This is a genomic window from Tateyamaria sp. GN1-10 (assembly GCF_055693845.1).
Window position 1 is genome coordinate 3,979,242 of the sequence record NZ_JBVFUR010000004.1, and the last position, 15,609, is coordinate 3,994,850.

Genomic DNA, 15,609 nt, shown 5'->3' on the forward strand with positions numbered 1-15,609 from the left:
TGGGGGGACAATTGATGAAAGCACGCAAAAAGGGCCAAGATCTTCGCACGCTCAGAGCCGCAGGGCTCACACTGGCAAGCGCGGACCGATTGGCAGCGCAGAAAGGCGGGTCGACTTGGGCCTTGGCCGGTGTCGGTATCGCGGCGATTGCGCTGATGGCTGGCGTCGGCGTCTACACGATGAATTTGCCAACGACCGGGGCGACCGATCTGGCACTGGCATCCCCAACAACCCAAACGGTTGCGCCAGACGTGCAACCTGCCGCAGATGTACCAGCCGTAGAGACTTTGAAGGCCGAGACCGTTGCATCGACCGCCTCCGCCCCTCCCTCTCTGCCGGATGAGCCGAGCGAATTGCCATGGGTTGTTGCCCTTCGAGAAGCCACCAATGAGGCAGCAGCGCCCGCCAAGGTCGCGCCAAATCCTGTAAAGGCAACCGACTGCGTGGCTGCGCTTACATCCGATGTCTCGGGCGTGGTTTTGCAGTTTGCCCCGGGCAGCGCGGACATAGATCCGGCGGCGCAACCACGCTTGAGTGAACTGGGTGAGCGCATCAATGCGTGCCCGGAGGCACAGGTTCAGGTGGCCGGACATTCGGACAGCTCTGGCGACGACCTTTCGAACCTGCAGCTCAGTTGGGCACGTGCCGAAAACACGGTGAACGCGATGGCGGCCTCTGGAACCGACATCAGTCAGATGGAAGCCGTCGGGTTTGGGTCACGGGTGCCACTGGAACAAGGCAGCGATGCCGCATCATCTTTGAACCGACGCGTTGAGATACGCGTCATGCGGGCCGAGGTGCGGCCATGATCAGCGCAAGCCTTGTCATTCAATTCATCCTGGCCATTGCATTCATGGGCGTGGCAGCGGCTATCGGGTTCGTGATGGCGCGCCAAAGGTATCGCAGTGAAAACGCGACACGGACGGCCTTGTTGGCGGGTGAAACTGCGAAATGGCGTCGTCGGGCAAACAACGCCGAAGATCGCGCCAAGGCAGCCGAGAATGCCCTGACGCGGGAGCGGCGGCGGACGCGGCGTTAAGCGTTGCTGACCCGCAGCCGCGGTGCCATTTCGACGGACAAGTCCTGCAGCACGTCCAGAAGGCTTTCAACGTTCACCGTCTCGGGGTTGACGTCATCCGTCGAAAAATAGCGCAGGTAGATGGTGCGTGCGCGTTCATCCATACCCTGATGCATACCCATCGACCAGTTTGGAAACATGCGCTCACGTACGTCCGTGCACGAGAGCAGAATGATATTGCTGTGCCGCGGGTCACGGGCGATCCGGTGATAGAGCGCCGACACTTCGACCCGTCCGCCCTCTATCACTTGCAGGAAGTGATCGCCGTTGTAGTGCAGCATACCGGTCAGGTTCAGGCGCATGTTGTTACGCTCACAGGTCGCGATCAGATCTTGCGCATCCATGCTCTCGGACGGATTGCGTTGTGAGTAGTAAACAAGGCGCGTCAAATTCATTGGTCGTCCCCCCAGACAAACGGCATATTTAGTATGGTGCGTTCTATGAACCACAGGATCAAGCAAAACCAACCCACAAACGCATCATATCGCACAAAAAAAAGACCGCCCTCGAAGCGAGGACGGCCTTAATCAATTCTGACGTGTACTTAGGCGTTCAGCTGGGCTTTGGCCTGGTCCACGATGGCAGCAAATGCATCGGGTTCGTTCACGGCCAGGTCGGCCAGAACCTTGCGGTCCACTTCGATGCCGGCCAGGTTCAGACCGTTGATGAAGCGGCTGTATGTCAGTGCTTCGTCATGGGCACGGACAGCCGCGTTGATGCGCTGAATCCACAGGGCGCGGAAGTTGCGCTTGCGATTGTGACGGTCACGCGTTGCGTACTGGTTGGCCTTGTCGACCGCCTGGCGTGCGACCTTGAAGGTGCTCTTGCGGCGGCCATAGTAACCTTTGGCGGCCTTGATGACCTTCTTGTGACGGGCGTGGGTGACGGTTCCACCTTTGGTGCGGGACATGTATCTGCTCCTTCTTCTTAGCGATCGTAGGGCATGAAGCCCTTGACGATTTTCGCGTCGGGGGCAGACAGGGTCGTGGTGCCACGGGCGTCACGAATGAATTTGCGGGTGCGCTTGATCATGCCGTGGCGTTTGCCGGCCTGACCACCCATCACCTTACCGGTGGCGGTCACCTTGAAGCGCTTCTTGGCGCTTGATTTCGTCTTCATCTTGGGCATTTCCGTCTCCATCGTTTGAGTTCGGTAGATGCGCGACTCGGCATGCCACTTGGGCCGGACGCGCGGAACGAATTGGGCGTATAGGGGCAGATGCGCCCCATGGCAAGTGACTCTTTTCAGGTGCCATGTCGCCGGGGCTGCAACGTCAGATAAGGCGAGCGATCACACGTACAAAAACGTCTGGGATTTCTTCGATTGTGTAACCGCCTGGCTGTGTCTGGATTGCCAGCAGTATCAGCCCCCCGAGATCAGGATTGTTATCGCGGATGCACGTGGCGCGCGGCGGTCAGAGATCGCCGACAACACGGACGGAATGGAGAATCCTGCTAGCAGAATACCCAGCACCAGATAAAAATCAGGGCTCATAGACGTAACCTTACCTTAAGTCAGGTAACGTTACTCTGGATCAGTTGAGTAAATCAAACGTTCATCACACGGCGCCACGCGTAGGATATTGGTTGTGCCCGGGACGTTGAAGGGAACGCCCGCGGTGACAACGATCTGATCTTCCGGTCCTGCAAATCCACCCTCACGCGCAGCGCGCGCTGCACCAACAACCGCTTGCTTGAAGCGCTCCATGGTTGTCGTGACGTAGCAGTTACAGCCCCAGCTCAACGTCATGCGCCGCGCAGTACGCGCGAGCGGCGTCAGTGCAAGGATTGGTACACGTGGGCGTTCGCGTGCGACCAACAGCGCTGTGGTCCCGCTTTGGGTAAAGCAACAAATCGCCTTGATGTCAGTTGTCTCTGCAATCTCGCGCGCCGCCGCCACGATGCCATCCGCCACGGATGCACGGCTGGCACTGCGGCTGGCCTCGATGATCTGGGTATATGTCGGGTCCTGTTCCACCTCGGCTGCGACCCGGTCCATGGTGGTGACCGCCTCGATGGGATAGCTGCCCGCCGCGCTTTCCGCGCTGAGCATGACGGCATCTGCACCTTCGTAGATCGCGGTGGCGACGTCACTGACTTCGGCGCGGGTCGGCATCGGGCTTTCGATCATGCTTTCCAGCATCTGCGTGGCAACGATTACTGGCTTGCCAGCGTGACGACATTTGCGCACCAGGCGCTTTTGAATGGGCGGCACGTTCTGAACCGGCAGTTCGACGCCCAGATCCCCGCGCGCCACCATAATACCGTCGCTGACCTGCAGGATGTGATCAAAGCGGTCGACGGCATTGGGTTTTTCGATCTTGGACAAGACCGCCGCGCGGCCTTTGATTAAATCCTTGGCCTCTTCGACATCTGCGGCACGCTGCACAAAGCTGAGTGCGATCCAATCCACACCCAGATCTGCAACGAAGGCCAGATCTGCTTTGTCTTTCGCGGACAAGGCGGCGAGAGGCAGTTCGACATCGGGAACATTCACACCTTTGCGATTGGAGATCACTCCCCCCGCAATCACCACGCAATCGGCAAAGTCGGGGCCACAATCCTCGACTTTCAGGCGTATCTTTCCGTCATTCACGAGAAGTGTCTTGCCAACTTCCAGTGCCTCGAAAATCTCGGGATGGGGTAGGCAGACGCGGCTGCTGTTACCGTCTTTCTCATTCAGGTCCAGACGAAACTTTGCACCCTCATCCAGCATTTCGCTGTCACCGGCAAAGACACCAACACGGAGCTTCGGCCCCTGCAGGTCAGCCAAAATGGCGATGGCAGACCCCGTGTCCTCTTCCACTTTCCGGATGATTGCGTGTTTGCTTGCAATCTCTTCGTGGCTGCCATGGGACATGTTCAGACGAAAAACATCCGCCCCAGCCTCGTGCAACGCCCGGATGGTTTCGTATGTGTCCGAGGCCGGACCCAAAGTAGCCACGATTTTCACATTGCGTAGGCGTCGCATGGTCTGGTCCTCTTCTGATACCGCTAACAGCGCCCTTATTGCCCAATTCACATCGCGAGGCAACTGGCCTAAACCTGCGACACAATGGGTGACAGGCAGATGACACATACACCTTTTTTCATAGACGGCGCAGACCGCATTGGTGGCTGGGTGATCACCTGCGATCACGCAACAAACACCGTTCCAAATCATGTGAACGGCGGTACGTTGGGCCTGCCGGAAACAGAGATGTCGCGGCACATTGCGATCGACATTGGTGCCTTGGCGCTTGCGCATGCGTTGGGCGAGTTGCTGAATGCCCCGGTCGTCAGCGCCAACTTTTCGCGCCTTGTCATCGATCCGAACCGCGGTGCTGACGACCCGACCCTGATCCCGCAGCTTTATGACGGTACGATCATTCCCGGCAACCGGATCCTGCCCGAGACGGAACGCCAACGCCGGATCGATACCCTGTACGCGCCGTACCATGATGCGATTGCCCGCACGGCCGCACAGCGAGACATTGCATTTCTCGCGGTCCACAGCTTCACACCCCAGCTGGTGAACCGTCCGCGGCGACCATGGGAGATCGGAGTTCTTTCAGCCGAGGATCGGCGCATCGCGAACCCGCTTATCGCCGGATTGCAAAGGACCCTAAGCAGCCCGGTCGGCGACAACGCACCCTATGCGGGGTTCTTTCCCGGTGACGCAATGAGCCAACATGCGCATATCCCAGGGCGGCCCAACATCATATTGGAGGTCCGCCAGGATCTTATTTCTGACCCGGCCGGACAACGACATTGGGCGGCGGTATTGGCACATCATCTTGAAGCCGCCAAGACTGACGCCAATCTTTAGTCTAGTTTCGCTGGCGTCAGAAATCTGCAAGGTGGGCACATTCACCTGATCCTGCGCAATCACAAGGATAAGTCACATGGACGATCAAACCCGTATCGAGCTTGAGGCCGCGGCCTTTCGGCGTCTGAGGCAGCACTTGATGAAGGACCGCACGGACGTTCAAAACATCGACATGATGAATCTGACCGGGTTCTGCCGCAATTGCCTGTCGCGCTGGTATCAGGAGGCCGGTGCAGAAAAGGGTATCGAGATGTCAAAAGACGAAGCGCGTGAGACCTTCTACGGTATGACCATGGCCGAATGGAAGGCCAACTACCAGACAGATGCGACGCTCGCGCAGCAGGATGCTTTCCAAACGGCATTCGCTGAAAACGTCGAGAAAAGCTAAGGTTTCGCACATGTCTGATGACCAAAGTTACCGCGTCGGCGAACGGGCCAACGCTGCACCCGAACCAACAGCGTTTACACCTGATCCGTTCAAACGCGCCAGGGCGCCCGACCCGCTGCAATTCGAGGTCAATCTGGTTGCCGAAGCGGGTACGAAGCAGCACAAGACGGGGTCTGTTTCGGTCAACATCCCCGGATTTTCCCCGCTTACCCTGTATTGCGACGAACAGCCTCCGGTGGGCGAAGATCAGGCGCCCCCACCGCTTGCCTATTTCTGTGCAGGCATCGGCTTTTGCCTGATGACGCACCTCACGGACATCTATACCGCACGCAAAATCGAAATCACGTCACTGCGCCTTGAGCAGCGCGTACGGTTCGCAACGAACCTTGGGCACATGCGGGACTTTGGACACACGACAGATGGCAAGACGGAACTGGTGGAAACACATGTTCTGATTGAAAGCCCCGAACCCCGTGAGCAGATCGAGGCACTGTTGGCCGAGGCAGAAGGTGCGTGCATGGCGCATTTCGCGCTGCGCAACCCGATCCCATGGTCGACGCGCCTGGTGCACAATGGGGAAACAACCGTCGACCGTTCGGGCAACGGCGCGTAAGGCGGAGTTCACTCCGCCCAAGCGGGTGGTTCTTGTAAGGCGGAGGTGTCCTCCGCCCTGCTCTGTCCAAGCGCCGGTGCGCCGCTCCGATAGGATGACCGGTCTTCGCGGCACTCTCCCAAACGGCAGCAGAATGCTTAAGACGTCAAACGGCGGCCTTGCGGCTTTCGTCCAGATAGATTTCGCGCAGGCGCGGCGCGACCCGTCCGGGCACACCCTCACCCAAGGTGACGCCGTCGATCTCGACCACCGGCATCACGAAGGTCGAGGCGGATGTGATAAACGCCTCGTCCGCTTCCCGTGCCTCTTCGATGGTGAAGTTGCGCTCTTCGACCTCCATCTGTGCCTCAGCTGCAAAACGCAGCACAGCCGCCCGGGTAATGCCGTGCAGGATGTCATTCGACTTGGCGCGCGTGATGATCTTGTTGCCCTTCACGATGTAGGCGTTGTTCGATGTGCCCTCGGTCACGAACCCATCCTGGATCATCCAGGCATCGTCAGCGCCCGCCTTCTTGGCCATCATCTTGCCCATGGACGGATAGAGCAGCTGCACCGTCTTGATGTCGCGGCGTCCCCAACGGATGTCATCAATGCTGATGACCTTCATGCCCTTTTGCGCTGCTGGATTGTCGGCAAGGCCCGGCTTGTTCTGGGTGAACAGCACGATCGTTGGTTCGGTCGTTTCCGGATCGGGAAATACGAAATCACGATCGTCCGGCGCACCACGGGTGATTTGAAGATAGACCATGCCTTCTTCGATCCCATTCTCGCGGACCAGTTCGCGATGGACCTCAAGCAAATCCTCCTTGGAGATGGGCGACCGCATGTCCAGTTCATCAAGTGACCGCTGCAAGCGGACGGCATGGCCATCGAAATCGATCAGTTTGCCATCCAGCACGCTGGTCACTTCATAGACCCCGTCAGCCATCAGAAACCCACGGTCAAAGATCGACACCTTCGCTTCCGTTTCGGGCAGGTAGGCTCCGTTCACGTATACGGTTCTGGTCATGGCGAGGTTCCTTCCGGCAGTGCGCGTCTGGCGCGGGCGTTAAGTTAGCTGTCACGTGTGTGCAATGGGGCGGACAGCCGCATGGGATCAAGTTGATTGGTTTGCATGAGGTGGCGCAAGACTTCGGCGACCATCCGGGCGTCACCCAATGCGTCATGTCCACGCGCGTCGGGTAGGCTCAGACCAAAGTGATCAAGCATCGTGTTGCTGCGCAATCCGTGGATAACGTCCAACGGCACACCCGCCGCAAGAAACAACTCGGGTGCGTTCCCGAACCGGTCTGCCGGGATAGGCGGCACAATACCAGCCACGTAGCAGCTGATGGCGATCATGTTGAATTCATCCTTGCCCCAGGCCCACATTCGATCATCGCCCGCAAACCGGCTGAACTGGTCCAAAGCATTGGCGAGCGTTACACCCTCTTTCGCCAACCGATCATCGGTCACGCCCGTCAACCTGGCATTCAACGGATCAAGGGTCAGTGGCGCACCCGAGCGGTCTGTTGGTCGGATAAGTACCTCGAAACGCTCAAGATCCTTGTAGGGTGCTGCCAGGGACATGCGGACGGCACCAATCTGGAAGACAACGGGGTCAGGGTCGTTGGGACCACACCAAAACCGTTGGGGCGCGCCCGGCGCTGTCGCGAATTCACAATCGTAGATGATCGCGGTCCGGCTCATCCCCAAAGCTCCGCGGTTGGTGGATGAACACCCGCATCATCAAAAACCAAAGGTGCGTTGCGATCTTCGGCCAGCAAGAGTGGCCCGTCCAAGTCAGTCACTGCTGCACCTTGGGCCACAAGAGTCGCAGGCGCCATGGCCAGGGACGACCCCACCATGCACCCCACCATGATCCCATAGCCTTCGGCGCGCGCCGCATCGCGCAGGGCAAGCGCCTCGGTCAGCCCACCGGTTTTATCGATCTTGATGTTGATCAGGTCATACTTGCCTTTCAGCGCGGGCAGGCTGGCCCTGTCATGGCAGCTTTCGTCAGCGCAGACCGGAACTGGCCGTTCCATTCCGATCAGGGCGTCATCCTCGCCCGCCGGCAAGGGCTGTTCGACCAACTGGACGCCGAGACGCACAAGATGCGGAGCAAGGTCGGCATACACCGCCGCTGACCAACCTTCATTCGCATCCACGATGATCTGGGCCTTGGGCGCGCCCGCCCGAACGGCCTCCAGCCGCGGCATGTCATCAGGTGTGCCCAGTTTGATCTTGAGAAGCGGGCGATGTGCGTTCTGCGCCGCTTGCGCTTGCATCGCGTCGGGCGTGTCAAGCGACAGAGTGTAAGCGGTGATCTCGGGGCCCGGTGTCTGAAGACCCGCAAGTTCCCAAGCACGCTTTCCGGCACGTTTGCATTCAAGATCCCAAAGCGCGCAATCCACGGCGTTGCGCGCAGCTCCTGCTGGCAAGAGATCATATAGTGCCGCCCGACTGAGCGCCGTTGGCAAAGCCTCAATCTCTGCCGTCACGCTGTCCAGCGTTTCGTCATACCGCGCATAGGGCACGCATTCTCCCCATCCGGTATCCGTGCCATCACTGATCTGGACGGTCAGCACATGCGCCTCGGTCCGCGACCCGCGCGAAATGGTGAACGCTTGCGCCAATCGAAAGACATCACGGGTTATATCAATGCGCATAAGCCCACCATTCTCTGTCTACACGTCCCCTTCTCCGAGGAACTAACCGGAGACAACGCCGTTGCCTCAGGATGCCAGTGCGTCAACCAGCTTGCCAGCCCCAAAGCGGAACGGATCGGCAGCAGGCAGGCCCATACGGTCTTCTATCTCTGCCAGACATGCGCGTGCCGCGTTGTCGTCGAGTGCCTTTGTGTTCACCGACACACCAGCGACAAAGCAATCCCGGTTTGCAACACGGGCAATCGGCAGCGCGGTATCGCGCAATTGTTCCAGCGAAGGCAGCCCGTAGTGGGGCAGTCCGCGCATGTGGGTGCGGGTTGGTTCATGGCACAGGATCAATGCGTCTGGCTGACCGCCGTGGATCAAGGCCATTGTCACACCGGAATACGAGACGTGGAACAGGCTGCCCTGCCCTTCGATGTGATCCCAGTGGTCATCATCATTGTCAGGTGTCAGATACTCGACCGCACCCGCCATGAAATCCGCAATCACGGCATCCAGTGGCACACCTTTGCCCGTGACCAGAATACCCGTCTGACCGGTTGCCCGGAAATCCGAATTCATGCCGCGCTTGCGCATTTCTGCATCCATCGACATGGCGGTGTACATCTTGCCACAGGAGCAATCCGTGCCGATGGCCAATACGCGCTTGCCGCTGCGCTTTTTCCCGTTGGCAATGGGGTAGGCAATCGTGGGAATGCGCACATCGTGCAGCGTACAGCCATTGACCCGTGCGGCCGCTTGCAATTCATCCTCGTCCCGCAACAGGTTATGCAGGCCAGCGGCCAGATCATACCCCATCTGCAACGCCTTCACGAGCACGACCTTCCAGGCATCAGAGATCACACCGCCGCGATTTGCGACGCCAATCACGAGGGTCTTGGCACCTGCGGCCAGACCTTCCTCGAGGGTCATGTCTGTCAGCCCCATATCGGCGCCGCAGCCCTCCAGCCGGATCTGACCCACGGCATTCTCAGGACGCCAGTCCTTGATCCCTTGTGCCACTTTGGCGGCCAACTGATCCGGCGCATCGCCGAGGAACAATAGATATGGTGTTTGAATCATCTGACATCCCCTTCGTCGTTACGCGGCATTCTATCGATGCCGCACGCAATCACATCGTGAAACTCTCTCATATCTCGTCATATGTCGAATAATCTTGCGTGATATAGGCATAGAGAAGTGTTTCTTTCGAATTCTCCCATGAACTCAGCAGAATCGCCGCGTCATGCTGCACCTGCAAAATGCGCCTTGCGAACCGGTGCGCAATTTAATACCAGCCAAGTAGCCTCATACGAAATTATCTTACCAAAGGTGCGCCATGTCTTTTCGCCTTCAACCCACGCCTCCGGCCCGTCCAAACCGTTGCCAACTCTTTGGCCCAGGATCGCGCCCCGCAATCTTTGAAAAAATGGCAGCGTCGGCTGCGGACGTCATCAACCTTGACCTCGAAGACAGCGTCGCACCGAGCGACAAGGACAGTGCCCGCGAGAACGTCATAAAAGCCATCGGTGATATCGACTGGGGCACAAAAACACTGTCGGTCCGCATCAATGGCCTTGATACTCCTTACTGGTATCGCGATGTGGTGGATTTGATGGAACAGGCGGGTGACCGGCTGGACCAGATCATGATCCCCAAGGTGGGCAATGCCGCAGACATCTACACCGTCGATGCGCTTGTGACATCCATCGAGGCCGCCAAGGGACGCAGCAAAACAATCACGTTTGAGGTCATCATCGAGATCCGCAGCCGGCATCGCACATGTCGAGGACATCGCCGCCGCCTCGCCCCGGCTGGCCGCCATGTCATTGGGCGCGGCCGATTTCGCGGCATCGATGGGCATGGCCACGACCGGGATCGGTGGGACGCAAGCCAACTACTACATGATGCATGAAGGACAGAAACACTGGTCAGACCCGTGGCATTGGGCACAGGCCGCCATTGTCGCCGCCTGCCGCACCCACGGCGTGCTGCCAGTGGACGGACCCTTCGGCGACTTTTCGGACGACGAAGGCTTCCGGGCACAGGCCCTGCGGTCTGCAACGCTTGGCATGGTTGGCAAATGGGCGATCCACCCCAAACAAGTGACGTTGGCCAATGAAGTGTTCACACCGTCCGAGGAGGCCGTGGCCGAAGCCCGTGAGATCCTCGCCGCCATGGAAGAGGCCAAGGCCAAAGGAGAAGGCGCAACCGTCTACAAGGGCCGTCTTGTCGACATCGCCTCGATCAAACAGGCGGAAGTGATCGTGCGGCAATCTGAGATGATTGCAAGCAATTAAACACCAAACGGGCCGGTGGGTGGGGCGCCTTTGCCAACGGCAAACAGCGTCCACCCGACGTCCTCAATCCGGCCAGACCTTTCGGCCATCAACGCCCGTCTCTTCAATCAGACCCAGTCGCTTGGCTTCGAAGTAGTATCCGCGTGCGTACCACATCACCGCCGCATCCATATCCTGACCCGACACCAACCACGCCCCACGCAGGTAACGTGTCGCGTATTTGAGGTTCGTTTCCGCATCAAGCAGGTCGTTCGGTTGCCCCCGGAATCCCATACTACGCGCCGTGGCGGGCAGGATTTGCATCAAGCCGTAGTAAGGCCCGTTCCGTGCCCCCGGCCTGTGTGTGCTTTCACGAGTGACGACGCGCTGCACCAGGGCGACGGGCACGTCATTTGCCGCTGCAGCAGCCTCGATCTGTTGTCGCAGTTCGGGCGTTTCATTCGGATAGAGCGGAACCGCAGATACCGACCGCGCTTCTGGTTCGGGGCTCGAGCAAGCGGCGACCAAGGCCACAATGCACATCAGGATAAATCGTGTCATGAGGGATGACTAATAGCAGTCGGGCTTATGCACCACGCACACAGACGTGATTGGGCAAGTCCTCGCTCACATGCTTCCCTGCTTGGATCATTGTACCATCGGAGACGTCCATGCGCCTGACACTCGCCATCCTCGCACTGATCCTGCCACCACTCGCCGCTCAAGCCGAGATGGCACCGCGCGAAGGTTGGTCCGTCACGCCAACAACCAAGAGCTACGATCAGTTGATCGCGGATGTCAAAACGGCGGCCAAAACGAATAAAATGGGTGTCGTTACCCAAGCTGGTCCTACCGGAGCTGCAAAGTCCCGGGGGATTACCATTCCAGGCAACCGGGTGATCGGGCTGTTCAACAACGTTTATGCGGTCAACATCCTGAACCTGTCGACAGCCGCGATGATCGAAGCGCCCGTGCGCGTCTACGTGACCGAAAATGCGGATGGGACAGCGACCCTCAGCTACAAGACGCCATCGAGCGTATTTGCGCCCTACACAGAGGAAGCTGGCCCGGAACTCGCAACTCTTGCGCAGGACCTGGACGCGATCTTCGCAGCGATCTCGGACCAAGCCACACAGTAAAGCGTGACGCTAGGCGCGCTCATCCTTCGGTGACCCCATAACCACATAGGATGTAATGGCATTCACCTGCGGCAGTGCGCCCAGCATGTCGGTGTGAAATGTCTTGTAACTGGGCAGGTCGGCACATTCGATGCGCAACAGGTATTCGATTGTGCCTGTGATGTTGTGGCATTCGCGCACCTCGGGTGCGCGAGAAATCGCACGTTCAAATGCTTCCTGACTGGCCTTTGAATGGTCATTCAACCCAACAGCGATATAAGCGACAAAGCCAATGCCCATCTTGGTTCTGTCCAGCACGGCACGGTACTCGGCAATGACCCCTGCCCGCTCCAACTCTTGCACACGCCGCAAGCAAGCGGACGGCGACAGGCCCACGCGATCCGCCAATTCGATATTGCTAATCCGGCCATCACGGCTCAGCTCTTGCAATATCTGGTCATTTATTTGATCGATTTTCATGATTAGTTGCAAAGATAGATTGAAATTCATTTATTTCGCAATGTATCTCGACCGATCTTACCGCATTTATTGTGCATGACGTATGATCTCCTCACTGCCTTGGCTACGTTTGCCTTTGTCAGCTCAATAACACCCGGACCCAACAACCTGATGCTTATGGCGTCTGGCGCAAATTTCGGCTTTCGCCGGACAATCCCTCACATGCTGGGCGTTGGACTGGGTTTTGTGTTCATGGTGCTGCTGGTTGGCGCAGGGCTTGTTCAGATATTCGACACATACCCAGTCAGTCATACAATCCTAAAAGCGGCGTCGGTCGCCTATCTTCTTTATCTCGCATGGAAGATTGCCACCGCGGCCCCTTTAAAAGATGGCGCTGGAAAGGGTACGCCGATGACCTTCCTGCAAGCAGCTGCTTTTCAGTGGGTCAATCCAAAGGCATGGACGATGGCCCTGACAGCCGTGACCGTCTACACGCCCGACACAACCCTTTGGGCAATTGCCCTTGTGGCAATCGTCTTTGGCGCAATCAACTTTCCGTCCGTCAGTTCGTGGACATTGCTGGGCCAACAGATGGCGCGGATACTTACAAATCCGGCCCGTCTGACTGCATTCAACTGGACCATGGCTGCGCTTCTGGTCGCGTCGCTCTACCCCGTGATCTTTCCCTAACGTTGCAAATACTGCATCCTGCCGCCATATAGCGAAAAATCGCATCGGGGACGCAGGCGTGACGCAGTATCTTGAATTCGAAAAACCCTTGGCTGAAATCGAAGGCAAGGCAGAAGAGTTGCGGGCCCTCGCACGCCAGAACGAAGATATGGACGTCACCGACGAGGCTGCCGGGCTTGATGCCAAAGCGGTACAGATGCTTGAGGATCTGTATGGTGACCTGACGCCTTGGCGCAAATGCCAAGTGGCGCGTCACCCAGACCGCCCCCATTGCCGCGACTACATCGAAGCGCTGTTCACTGAATACACTCCGCTTGCGGGCGACCGGAACTTTGCAGACGATCACGCCGTTATGGGCGGGTTGGCCCGCCTGGATGATCGGCCTGTCGTCGTGATTGGACACGAAAAGGGCAATGACACCAAATCCCGCATAGAACGCAATTTCGGCATGGCCCGTCCCGAAGGCTACCGCAAAGCGATCCGGTTGATGGACATGGCGGACCGTTTCAACATGCCAGTCATCACGCTTGTCGACACACCCGGCGCGTATCCAGGCAAAGGGGCGGAAGAACGCGGCCAGTCCGAGGCCATTGCGCGCTCAACCGAAAAGTGCCTTCAGATCGGTGTGCCGCTGGTGTCCGTGGTGATTGGTGAAGGTGGATCGGGCGGGGCCGTGGCCTTTGCCACCGCGAACCGGGTCGCGATGCTCGAGCACTCGGTTTACTCGGTGATCAGCCCCGAAGGGTGTGCCTCGATCCTTTGGAAAGATGCGGAAAAGATGCGCGAAGCGGCTGAGGCGTTGCGCCTAACAGCGCAGGATCTCAAGCAGCTGGGCGTGACAGACCGCATCATCCCCGAAGCCGTTGGCGGCGCACATCGACACCGTGCCGCAACCATTGCGTCTGTTGGCAACGCCCTGTCCGCAATGCTGGATGAACTCGACGGCAAGGATCGCGCGACACTCGTCAGCGACCGCAGGCAAAAATTCCTGAGCCTTGGCAGCACCGGGCTTGCCGCCTGATCAGCTGGCCAGCATCCGCAGCCCCTGCGTCACGTCAGACCGCACCGCGAGGCGAAGACTGGGTTCGTCACCCGCGCGCAAAGCTGCAATGATCAAGCGGTGGTATCGCGGCGGCTCGGTCCGTCGCAACCGACCGTAAAGCGCCCGCATGGTCGGGCCCATCTGCAACCACACCGTTTCCGCCATTGCCAGCATCGCAGGCGCTTGAGCCCGCAAATAGAGAGTGCGGTGAAATTCGAGGTTCGTACGGATGTAACTGACTGCGTCGCGGTGGGCGACAGCCTCTGCCACGGCGCCGTTGATGCTTTGCAATCGTTCGATCAGGGCAAGGTGCGCGCGCGGCAAAGCCCGGGTCGCCAACTCCACCTCTATTAAAGCGCGCAGGGCAGCGAGCTCTTCGATCCGTTCATTGGACAGTTCTGGCGTCGACACGCGTCCGGACTGCGACAGGGTCAACGCGCCTTCGGCCACCAGACGGCGTACCGCTTCGCGGGCGGGGGTCATGGATACGTCATACTGCTTGCCGATCCCGCGCAAGGTCAAAGCCTGCCCGGGGGCGATATCACCATGCATGATGCGTGTCCGCAGACGACGATAAACGCGGTCATGGGCGGCGGACGCGGTGTCTCGGGTGCGTGGAACCTGCTGCATCATCTTTTGTGATCACACGACGTGACGCGGGTCAATCGGCAAAACGGAAGCGATGCAGGGTGTTACCTTCAGTCCTCAGCCACCGACGCTGCGCATCATAGGGTCCGTGAATGCGTGACACGGCATTCCAGAAGGCTGGTGAGTGGTTCATCTGTTCCAAGTGGGCCACCTCGTGAGCCGCCACGTAGTTCAGCACCTCGGACGGCGCGAGAATGAGGCGCCATGAAAACATCAACCGGCCTGCCGACGAACACGACCCCCAGCGGGATCGCGTGTCGCGCAGGGTCAGACCGTTGTAGGACCGGCCAAGCCGCTGCGCGTAGTCATCACAGGCGTCGGCCAGCACATCACGTGCACGCGCCTTGAGAAACCCGACGACCCGAGCAGGGGCCGTCTCTGGCGTGCCGGGAACCAGCAATGCGTCATCCGTCATCACGACCCGCCGACCGGTGCCTTGCGCGATGCTGCGTTGCTGCCCTTCTACCGGCAAACGTGTTCCCGCGCCGACAATCACATCCTCGACCCTTGCCGCCAGATGTTTGCGAATCCAAAGCTCCTTCTGGCGCGCGAAGTCCAACGCCTCTCGCTCGGCGACATGCGTTGGCAAAGTCAACGTGACGCGACCATCCAAGGATGAAATACGCAAGGTAATGCGCCGCGCCCGCGTGGACCGGCGCAACGTCAGAACAATGTCAGGGCGTCCTTGAAGTACCCGTTCAGCCATCCCATCTCCGCATCGCGGGCCAACACCTACCCATAAGGCTTTGACTCCGTCCCGACCTTATGGCACTTGCCCAGAATCGCCGCAACACGAGGCACGCCCTTTTACCCGCTTTCACAGCGCCATACCGGGCTACGCGCATACAAGAGGA

The 15,609-nt window shown here is 58.9% G+C and carries 21 protein-coding genes and 1 pseudogene; 9 read left to right on the top strand and 13 right to left on the bottom strand.

The window, feature by feature from the left end; all coding sequences use genetic code 11:
- Nucleotides 1-14: 14 nt before the first annotated feature.
- Nucleotides 15-809: an OmpA family protein gene (locus tag ACZ1HN_RS21985; RefSeq protein ID WP_472729037.1), complete on the top strand. Its 795-nt coding sequence runs from the start codon at nt 15-17 to the stop codon at nt 807-809.
- Nucleotides 806-1,039, top strand: coding sequence for a hypothetical protein (locus tag ACZ1HN_RS21990; RefSeq protein WP_299599873.1), 234 nt, complete (start codon nt 806-808; stop codon nt 1,037-1,039). The genes ACZ1HN_RS21985 and ACZ1HN_RS21990 overlap by 4 nt, the downstream gene beginning before the upstream one ends.
- Here the strand turns inward: ACZ1HN_RS21990 and ACZ1HN_RS21995 are convergent.
- The 5 genes from ACZ1HN_RS21995 to pyk all read right to left on the bottom strand — a co-directional run bounded on the left by ACZ1HN_RS21995 (nt 1,036) and on the right by pyk (nt 4,048).
- Entirely contained in the window at nt 1,036-1,473 is a 438-nt protein-coding gene (locus ACZ1HN_RS21995) for a BLUF domain-containing protein (RefSeq protein ID WP_299552238.1), read from the bottom strand. The two genes, ACZ1HN_RS21990 and ACZ1HN_RS21995, sit on opposite strands and share 4 nt — an antisense overlap.
- Nucleotides 1,474-1,622: 149 nt before the next feature.
- Entirely contained in the window at nt 1,623-1,988 is a 366-nt protein-coding gene (rplT, locus tag ACZ1HN_RS22000) for a 50S ribosomal protein L20 (protein WP_147110356.1), read from the bottom strand.
- A 17-nt stretch (nt 1,989-2,005) separates the two neighbouring features.
- Nucleotides 2,006-2,206, bottom strand: a complete 201-nt coding sequence (rpmI, locus tag ACZ1HN_RS22005; protein ID WP_027257795.1) for a 50S ribosomal protein L35 — start codon at nt 2,204-2,206, stop codon at nt 2,006-2,008.
- Nucleotides 2,207-2,440: 234 nt separating this feature from the next.
- Entirely contained in the window at nt 2,441-2,572 is a 132-nt protein-coding gene (locus ACZ1HN_RS22010) for a hypothetical protein (RefSeq protein ID WP_472729038.1), read from the bottom strand.
- A gap of 30 nt (nt 2,573-2,602) precedes the next feature.
- Nucleotides 2,603-4,048, bottom strand: coding sequence for a pyruvate kinase (pyk, locus tag ACZ1HN_RS22015; protein ID WP_299208641.1), 1,446 nt, complete (start codon nt 4,046-4,048; stop codon nt 2,603-2,605).
- 99 nt (nt 4,049-4,147) lie between these two features.
- On the opposite strand from pyk, the gene ACZ1HN_RS22020 reads away from it, so the two are divergent.
- The 3 genes from ACZ1HN_RS22020 (at nt 4,148) to ACZ1HN_RS22030 (ending at nt 5,886) form a co-directional block, all read left to right on the top strand.
- Nucleotides 4,148-4,885 (top strand): N-formylglutamate amidohydrolase, encoded by a 738-nt coding sequence (locus ACZ1HN_RS22020; RefSeq protein WP_299599874.1) that lies wholly within the window; start codon nt 4,148-4,150, stop codon nt 4,883-4,885.
- Between the two features lie 76 nt (nt 4,886-4,961).
- On the top strand, nt 4,962-5,273 hold the full coding sequence (locus tag ACZ1HN_RS22025; RefSeq protein ID WP_472729039.1) for a DUF1244 domain-containing protein: 312 nt from the start codon (nt 4,962-4,964) through the stop codon (nt 5,271-5,273).
- Nucleotides 5,274-5,283: 10 nt separating this feature from the next.
- Nucleotides 5,284-5,886 (top strand): OsmC-related (seleno)protein, encoded by a 603-nt coding sequence (locus ACZ1HN_RS22030; protein WP_472729040.1) that lies wholly within the window; start codon nt 5,284-5,286, stop codon nt 5,884-5,886.
- 145 nt (nt 5,887-6,031) lie between these two features.
- Here the strand turns inward: ACZ1HN_RS22030 and ACZ1HN_RS22035 are convergent, their stop codons facing one another.
- The 4 genes from ACZ1HN_RS22035 to dgcN all read right to left on the bottom strand — a co-directional run bounded on the left by ACZ1HN_RS22035 (nt 6,032) and on the right by dgcN (nt 9,602).
- Nucleotides 6,032-6,895 carry a D-amino-acid transaminase gene (locus ACZ1HN_RS22035; protein ID WP_472729041.1) on the bottom strand — a complete coding sequence of 288 codons (864 nt, stop codon included), beginning with the start codon at nt 6,893-6,895 and terminating at the stop codon, nt 6,032-6,034.
- 44 nt (nt 6,896-6,939) lie between these two features.
- A complete protein-coding gene (locus tag ACZ1HN_RS22040) occupies nt 6,940-7,575 on the bottom strand; it encodes an exonuclease (protein ID WP_472729042.1) in 636 nt (211 codons plus the stop codon).
- Nucleotides 7,572-8,537 (bottom strand): N-acetyl-D-Glu racemase DgcA, encoded by a 966-nt coding sequence (gene dgcA, locus ACZ1HN_RS22045; RefSeq protein ID WP_472729043.1) that lies wholly within the window; start codon nt 8,535-8,537, stop codon nt 7,572-7,574. The genes ACZ1HN_RS22040 and dgcA overlap by 4 nt, the downstream gene beginning before the upstream one ends.
- Nucleotides 8,538-8,603: 66 nt before the next feature.
- Nucleotides 8,604-9,602, bottom strand: a complete 999-nt coding sequence (dgcN, locus tag ACZ1HN_RS22050; RefSeq protein ID WP_299208655.1) for an N-acetyltransferase DgcN — start codon at nt 9,600-9,602, stop codon at nt 8,604-8,606.
- Nucleotides 9,603-9,858: 256 nt separating this feature from the next.
- On the opposite strand from dgcN, the pseudogene ACZ1HN_RS22055 reads away from it, so the two are divergent.
- Nucleotides 9,859-10,819, top strand: a pseudogene (locus ACZ1HN_RS22055) (L-malyl-CoA/beta-methylmalyl-CoA lyase).
- Nucleotides 10,820-10,882: 63 nt separating this feature from the next.
- On the opposite strand, the gene ACZ1HN_RS22060 reads toward ACZ1HN_RS22055, so the two are convergent.
- A complete protein-coding gene (locus ACZ1HN_RS22060) occupies nt 10,883-11,359 on the bottom strand; it encodes a transglycosylase SLT domain-containing protein (protein ID WP_472729044.1) in 477 nt (158 codons plus the stop codon).
- Between the two features lie 110 nt (nt 11,360-11,469).
- Here ACZ1HN_RS22060 and ACZ1HN_RS22065 point away from each other — a divergent pair, with 110 nt between their 5' ends.
- A complete protein-coding gene (locus ACZ1HN_RS22065) occupies nt 11,470-11,937 on the top strand; it encodes a DUF302 domain-containing protein (protein WP_472729045.1) in 468 nt (155 codons plus the stop codon).
- A 9-nt stretch (nt 11,938-11,946) separates the two neighbouring features.
- Here the strand turns inward: ACZ1HN_RS22065 and ACZ1HN_RS22070 are convergent, their stop codons facing one another.
- Nucleotides 11,947-12,399 (bottom strand): Lrp/AsnC family transcriptional regulator, encoded by a 453-nt coding sequence (locus tag ACZ1HN_RS22070; RefSeq protein WP_472729365.1) that lies wholly within the window; start codon nt 12,397-12,399, stop codon nt 11,947-11,949.
- Between the two features lie 72 nt (nt 12,400-12,471).
- Between ACZ1HN_RS22070 and ACZ1HN_RS22075 the strand changes: the two genes are divergently transcribed.
- Together ACZ1HN_RS22075 and ACZ1HN_RS22080 are read left to right on the top strand one after the other, a co-directional pair.
- A complete protein-coding gene (locus tag ACZ1HN_RS22075; protein ID WP_472729046.1) occupies nt 12,472-13,065 on the top strand; it encodes a LysE family translocator in 594 nt (197 codons plus the stop codon).
- A gap of 58 nt (nt 13,066-13,123) precedes the next feature.
- Entirely contained in the window at nt 13,124-14,086 is a 963-nt protein-coding gene (locus ACZ1HN_RS22080; RefSeq protein ID WP_472729047.1) for an acetyl-CoA carboxylase carboxyltransferase subunit alpha, read from the top strand.
- Here ACZ1HN_RS22080 and ACZ1HN_RS22085 read toward each other — a convergent pair whose 3' ends face one another.
- On the bottom strand, nt 14,087-14,737 hold the full coding sequence (locus ACZ1HN_RS22085; protein ID WP_299208830.1) for a GntR family transcriptional regulator: 651 nt from the start codon (nt 14,735-14,737) through the stop codon (nt 14,087-14,089).
- A gap of 31 nt (nt 14,738-14,768) precedes the next feature.
- Complete coding sequence (locus ACZ1HN_RS22090; RefSeq protein ID WP_472729048.1) at nt 14,769-15,461, bottom strand: M48 family metallopeptidase; 693 nt, start codon at nt 15,459-15,461, stop codon at nt 14,769-14,771.
- Nucleotides 15,462-15,609: the final 148 nt, after the last annotated feature.